6 protein-coding genes are annotated in these 6,013 nt (G+C 70.3%); 2 read left to right on the forward strand and 4 right to left on the reverse strand.

What is annotated here, in order from left to right; translation table 11 throughout:
- Positions 1–132: 132 nt before the first annotated feature.
- From AB0915_RS37925 to AB0915_RS37940, 4 genes are all read right to left on the reverse strand, one after another.
- A complete protein-coding gene (locus AB0915_RS37925; RefSeq protein WP_366695784.1) occupies positions 133–723 on the reverse strand; it encodes a malonic semialdehyde reductase in 591 nt (196 codons plus the stop codon).
- Between the two features lie 192 nt (positions 724–915).
- Positions 916–1,173: an exodeoxyribonuclease VII small subunit gene (locus tag AB0915_RS37930; protein ID WP_366695786.1), complete on the reverse strand. Its 258-nt coding sequence runs from the start codon at positions 1,171–1,173 to the stop codon at positions 916–918.
- Positions 1,174–1,239: 66 nt separating this feature from the next.
- Positions 1,240–2,451, reverse strand: coding sequence for an exodeoxyribonuclease VII large subunit (gene xseA, locus AB0915_RS37935; RefSeq protein WP_366695788.1), 1,212 nt, complete (start codon positions 2,449–2,451; stop codon positions 1,240–1,242).
- A gap of 99 nt (positions 2,452–2,550) precedes the next feature.
- Positions 2,551–3,897: an APC family permease gene (locus AB0915_RS37940; RefSeq protein ID WP_366695794.1), complete on the reverse strand. Its 1,347-nt coding sequence runs from the start codon at positions 3,895–3,897 to the stop codon at positions 2,551–2,553.
- A 124-nt stretch (positions 3,898–4,021) separates the two neighbouring features.
- Between AB0915_RS37940 and AB0915_RS37945 the strand changes: the two genes are divergently transcribed.
- Both AB0915_RS37945 and ppgK read left to right on the forward strand, forming a co-directional pair.
- Entirely contained in the window at positions 4,022–5,038 is a 1,017-nt protein-coding gene (locus AB0915_RS37945; protein ID WP_366695790.1) for a 4-hydroxy-3-methylbut-2-enyl diphosphate reductase, read from the forward strand.
- Between the two features lie 93 nt (positions 5,039–5,131).
- Positions 5,132–5,869: a polyphosphate--glucose phosphotransferase gene (gene ppgK, locus AB0915_RS37950; protein ID WP_366695792.1), complete on the forward strand. Its 738-nt coding sequence runs from the start codon at positions 5,132–5,134 to the stop codon at positions 5,867–5,869.
- Positions 5,870–6,013: the final 144 nt, after the last annotated feature.

Raw genomic sequence — 6,013 nt, forward strand, 5'->3', positions numbered from 1 at the left:
TAACAACAACACCCCCAAAAACCAAACACTTTTGGTGTTTTTTGTTTTTCCGCGGTGTGAACTCCCCTTGGGCGGCGGGGGGGGCCCCCGGAGCACGTGCTCCGGGGCCCCTCTCCGTACGGCTGGAATGGCTCAGACGGTCGTGATGACCTCGTCGTAGGCGAGACGCGGCAGACGCGGGAACCAGGCGTCCTCGCCCGGCTTGCCGATGTTGACGACCATCAGCAGGCTGTGGTCGCCGTCCAGGAACTCCTTCTCGATGCCCGCGGCGTCGAAGCCGGTCATCGGGCCGGCGGCCAGGCCGGCGGCGCGGACGCCGATGATGAAGTACGCGGCCTGCAGGGCGGCGTTCAGCGCGGCGGACGACTCGCGGACCGGGCGCTCGGAGAAGAACGCGTCCTTGGCCTGCGGGAAGTGCGGCATCAGGGCCGGGAGCTCCTCGTGGAACTCGTTGTCGGCGGCCAGGATCGCGATCAGCGGAGCGGTGGAGGTCTTCGGCTGGTTGCCCTCGGCCATGTGCTTCACGAGGCGCGCGCGGGCGTCGTCGGAGCGGACCAGGATGACGCGCAGCGGCGACTGGTTGAAGGCGGTCGGGCCGTACTTGACCAGGTCGTAGATCGCCTGGACCTGCTCGTCGGAGACCGGTTCGTCGGTGAAGGTGTTGGCGGTGCGGGCCTCGCGGAAGAGGAGGTCCTGGGCGGTGGGGTCAAGGGCGAGGGACATCTTGCGGAAATACCTTCCGGACGAATACGGATCAAGCGATACGGCGACCGTAAGCGATGGTTAGGTTAACTTTCAACTAAAACCGGACCGGAGTGATCCACTCCACAAACGTGTGCGAAGTGCGCCAGGCCGCCCCGACTTCTGACGAGGCGCACAACCACCGGGTGCGCCGGATCTATTCCGGGCCCGGACTCAGCCCGCGTCGCCCTGCCCCTCCGGCTGCTCCTTCCCGGGCTGGGCGAGCGCCTCGTCCAGCCGGGCCCGGGCGCCCTGCAGCCAGTGCCGACACACCTTGGCCAGCTCCTCGCCGCGCTCCCACAGCGCGAGCGACTCCTCCAGCGTCGTGCCGCCCGCCTCCAGGCGCCGCACGACCTCGATCAGCTCGTCCCGCGCCTGCTCGTACCCGAGCGTGTCCGTGGCGGCAGGTGCCGTCGTCGCGTCGTCCGTCATGTGATCCACCCTATGTGTGAGGTACGACAACCAGGTCCGAGCCGAAACGGCGGGGCGGCGCGTCCGTCATTCGGCCACCCGCACGGTGAACTCGCCCTCCGACACCCGCGCCCGCAGCTCGTCGCCCGGCGCCCCGGCGTCTGCGGGGGAGCGGACCACATGACCGTCCGGCCGCTGCAGCACCGCGTACCCGCGCTCCAGCGTCGCCGCGGGCGACAGTGCGACCACCCGTGCCCGGGTGTGGGCGAGCTCCGAGTCCGCCCGGTCCAGCAGATGGCCCAGCACCCGGCGGCTCCGCCCGATCAGAGCGTCGACCTCCGCCGCACGCTCGTCCACCATCCGCTGCGGCTGCTGCATGGAGGGCCGGCCCAGTGCATGGGCCAGTCCCCGCTCCTCCCGGTCGAGCAGCCCTCGTACGGTCCGCAGGGCCCGGTCCCGCAGCTGCTGCACCCGGTCCAGCTCCTCGCCCACGTCCGGCACGACCTTCTTCGCCGCGTCCGTCGGCGTGGACGCCCGCAGATCCGCGACCAGGTCGAGCAGCGGGGAGTCCGGCTCGTGCCCGATCGCGGACACCACCGGCTTGCGGCACTCGGCGACCGTACGGATGAGCTGCTCGTCCGAGAAAGGCAGCAGGTCCTCCACACTGCCGCCGCCGCGCGCCACGATGATCACATCGACATCGGGCAGGTCGTCCAGCTCCTTCACCGCCTGGACCACCTGGTTCACCGCGTGCACGCCCTGCACCGCGGTGTTGCGCACCTCGAACCGGACCGCGGGCCAGCGCCGCCGCGCGTTCTCCAGCACGTCGCGTTCGGCCGCGGACGCCCGACCGCAGACCAGACCGATCAGCTGCGGCAGGAACGGCAGCGGTTTCTTTCGGTCCAGGGCGAAGAGCCCCTCCGCGGCCAGGGACTTCTTCAGATGCTCCAGCCGGACCAGCAGTTCGCCGATGCCGACCGGCCGTATCTCGGTGGCCCGCAGGGACAGCTGGCCGCGGGGTGCGTACCACTCGGGCTTGGCGAGGATGACGACCCGCGCACCCTCCGTCACCACATCCGCGATCCGGTCGAAGACCTGTCGGAAGCAGGTCACGCTCACGGAGATGTCGTGCGACGGGTCGCGCAGTGTCAGGAACACCACCCCGGCACCCGGCCGTCGCGACAACTGCGTGATCTGCCCCTCGACCCAGACGGCGCCGAGCCGGTCGATCCATCCCCCGATCAGCCGTGACACCTCGCCGACGGGCAGCGGAGCTTCCGCGGACGTATTGAGAGCCATGCGAGCGAGCGTATCCGCCGCCACGGACAACGAGGCAGCCCCACGACACGCGAGAGACCCCTTACGACCTCCCCCACGACAGCGAGTGCGGGGAGGCCGTCATGCAGCCGGGCGTCGCCCGAACTGCAACGCCAGCACCACCAGCCCCACCGCCAGCCAGAAGACCCCCACCACCTGAGCGCTCGCCGCCGCCTCCGCGATCACCGCGACCAGCACCCCCGCACCCACCACCGGCACCAGCACGTGCCGCCACCAGCTGGGCGGCCCATTCATCCGGCGCACGGCGAACCAGCCGATCACCGACGCGTGCAGCAGTACGAACGCCGTCAGCGCCCCGATGTCGACCACCGAGACCAGACGGTCGAGGCCGTCGGCGCGCCGGGCCGCCCACACCGCCGCCACCAGCGTCACGCCCGCGGCGATCAGGACGGCGGTCCGCGGCACCCCGGACCGCGGGTCGACCCGGGCCAGCAGCGTGGGCAGCCGCCGCTCCCTGGCCATCGCGAACAGCAGCCGCCCCGCCGCCGCCTGCCCGGCCAGCGCCGCGAACGCCGCCCCGATCGCCTTGCTGACCGCCACCAGGTCGTGCAGCCAGGTGCCGACGGCGAAGTCCACCGTGTCGTAGAAGGCGGACCCCTGCCTGGCCGGAGCGGCGGCCAGCTCCGCCGACGTCATCGGTTCCAGCAGGGCCGCCAGATAGCCCTGCGCCACGAACAGCGCCCCCGCGAGCACCAGACAGAACAGCACCGCCCGCGCCACCTTCTCCGAGCCGCCGGTGGCCTCCTCCGCGAACGAGGCGATGGCGTCGAAGCCCAGGTACGAGAGCACGGCCACCGATACCGCGCCCAGCACCGCCGTCGTCGAGAAGCCGGAGTCCCCGGTGAGCGGCGTCCACCAGCCGCGTTGCGCCCCGTCCCGCACGAGAACGACCACCGCCGACACCAGGAACACCGACAGCACCGCGATCTCCATCGCGAGCACCGCGAAGCCGACCCGGGCGGCAGCCCGCACCCCCCACAGGTTGAGCAGCGTGGTGACGACCACCGCGAGCGCCGTCCAGACCCACCGCGACACCGACGGCACCAGCGCGTTCATCGCGATCCCGGAGAAGAGATAGGCGACCGCCGGGATCAGCAGATAGTCCAGCATCGCCATCCACCCGGCGATGAACCCGGGCCCTTCCCCGAGCCCCTTGCGTGCGTACGCGAAGACCGAACCGGCCAGCGGCACGACCCGCACCATCTGGGCGTAGCTGAAGGCGGTGAACGCCATGACGACGGTCGCCACGACGTACACGAGCGCGACCGCACCGCCCGATTTCGCGTCGAGCGTGCCGAAGATCCCGACAGGCGCCATGGGCGCGATGAACAGCAGCCCGTACACCACCAGATCCCGGAACCCGAGCGTCCGGTGCAGTCCCGCCCGGTCCGTACTGCTGCCGGCCATGAGCCCTCCGTAGATCGCGCGGACACGGTCGCGTACGGGGCGTACGGGGCGTACGTCGCGTATGGGCAAGTCTCCCGACCCGGCTGATCCCGCGCCTGTTCGGCACGGCCTTACGATGGGACGCATGACTGCTACGCCCAGCCCGTCACCCGCCACCGACCCGAGTGCGGGCGCCACACGCCGCGTCCTGCTCGCCGCGCCCCGTGGCTACTGCGCGGGCGTGGACCGTGCCGTGATCGCCGTCGAGAAGGCCCTGGAGCAGTACGGGGCCCCGATCTACGTCCGCCACGAGATCGTGCACAACAAGTACGTCGTGCAGACGCTGGAGAAGAAGGGCGCGATCTTCGTCGACGTCACCGCGGAGGTCCCCGAGGGCTCCATCGTGATGTTCTCCGCGCACGGCGTCGCACCGACCGTCCACGCCGAGGCCGCCGAGCGCAAGCTCGCCACGATCGACGCGACGTGCCCGCTGGTCACCAAGGTCCACAAGGAAGCGGTCCGGTTCGCCAAGGAGGACTACGACATCCTCCTGATCGGCCACGAGGGCCACGAGGAAGTCATCGGCACGAGCGGCGAGGCGCCCGACCACATCACCCTGGTCGACGGCCCCGAGGACGTCGCCCATGTCTCCGTGCGCGACGAGTCGAAGGTCGTCTGGCTCTCCCAGACCACGCTCTCGGTCGACGAGACGATGGAGACGGTGGACGCGCTGAAGGAGAAGTTCCCCCAGCTCCTCTCGCCGCCGAGCGACGACATCTGCTACGCCACGCAGAACCGCCAGATCGCGGTGAAGAAGCTGGCCGAGGACGCCGAACTGGTCATCGTCGTCGGCTCCAAGAACTCCTCGAACTCGATCCGCATGGTCGAGGTCGCCCTCGACGCGGGCGCCCCCGCAGCCCATCTGGTGGACTTCGCGCACGAGATCGACGAGGCCTGGCTGGAGGGCGTCACCACGGTCGGCCTCACCTCCGGCGCCTCCGTCCCCGACGTGCTGGTCGACGGCGTCCTGGAGTGGCTGGCCGAGCGTGGCTACGCGGACGTGGAGACGGTGAAGACGGCCGAGGAGTCGATCACCTTCTCGCTGCCCAAGGAGCTCCGCCGGGACCTGCGCGCAGAGGCCGAAGCACTCTCCGCGAAGTAAGAGGCCTCTCACCGACGTATCAACCCCGGGGTGCGGGTCCGTGTGCCCCGGGAAGTGGGGCGCGGTGCGCCGCGGGCCCGTACCGTGGGTCGCATGCAGATCTTCGGCGTGGACATCGGCGGATCCGGGATCAAGGGTGCTCCCGTGGACCTGGACCGCGGAGACCTGGCGCAGGAGCGCCACAAAGTACTGACACCGCACCCGGCCACGCCCAAGGACGTGGCCGACAGCGTGGCCGAGGTGGTCGGCCACTTCGGCTGGTCGGGACCGGTCGGCATCACCTTCCCGGGCGTGGTCACCGGCGGTGTCACCCGTACAGCGGCCAATGTCGACAAGGGCTGGATCGACACCGACGCCCGCACCCTCCTCAGCAACAAGCTGAGCCTTCCGGTGACCGTCCTCAACGACGCCGACGCGGCGGGAATCGCCGAGATGACGTTCGGCGCCGGGCGCGGCCGCAAGGGGACCGTGATCATGCTGACGTTCGGTACGGGGATCGGCAGCGCTCTCTTCATCGACGGGCAGCTCGTGCCCAACACCGAGCTCGGCCATCTGGAGCTGAACGGACACGACGCCGAGAAGCACGCCTCCACGAAGGCCAAGGAGGACGAGGACCTGAGCTGGCACCACTGGGCGCACCGGGTGCAGAGGTACCTGACCCATGTGGAGATGCTGTTCTCGCCCGAGCTCTTCATCATCGGCGGCGGAGTCAGCCGCAAGGCGGACAAGTTCCTGCCGCTGATCGACCATGTGCGGGCCGAGATGATCCCCGCGGAGCTGCAGAACAACGCGGGCATCGTCGGCGCGGCCATGGCCGCGGCAGACAGCTGACCGGGGGACCTAGGGCCTGTTCTGAGTTCCCCGCCTGCGCCCCGGCGCCCGGCACGCACGCTCGTCGCACGGCACCGCAGGACAGGTGGCTCCGCCACATGACCTGCGACGCCGCACGCCGATCGCACGCACCGACCACCGCTG

The sequence above is a fragment of the Streptomyces sp. NPDC048411 genome (assembly GCF_040704695.1).
Lineage (GTDB): Bacteria > Actinomycetota > Actinomycetes > Streptomycetales > Streptomycetaceae > Streptomyces.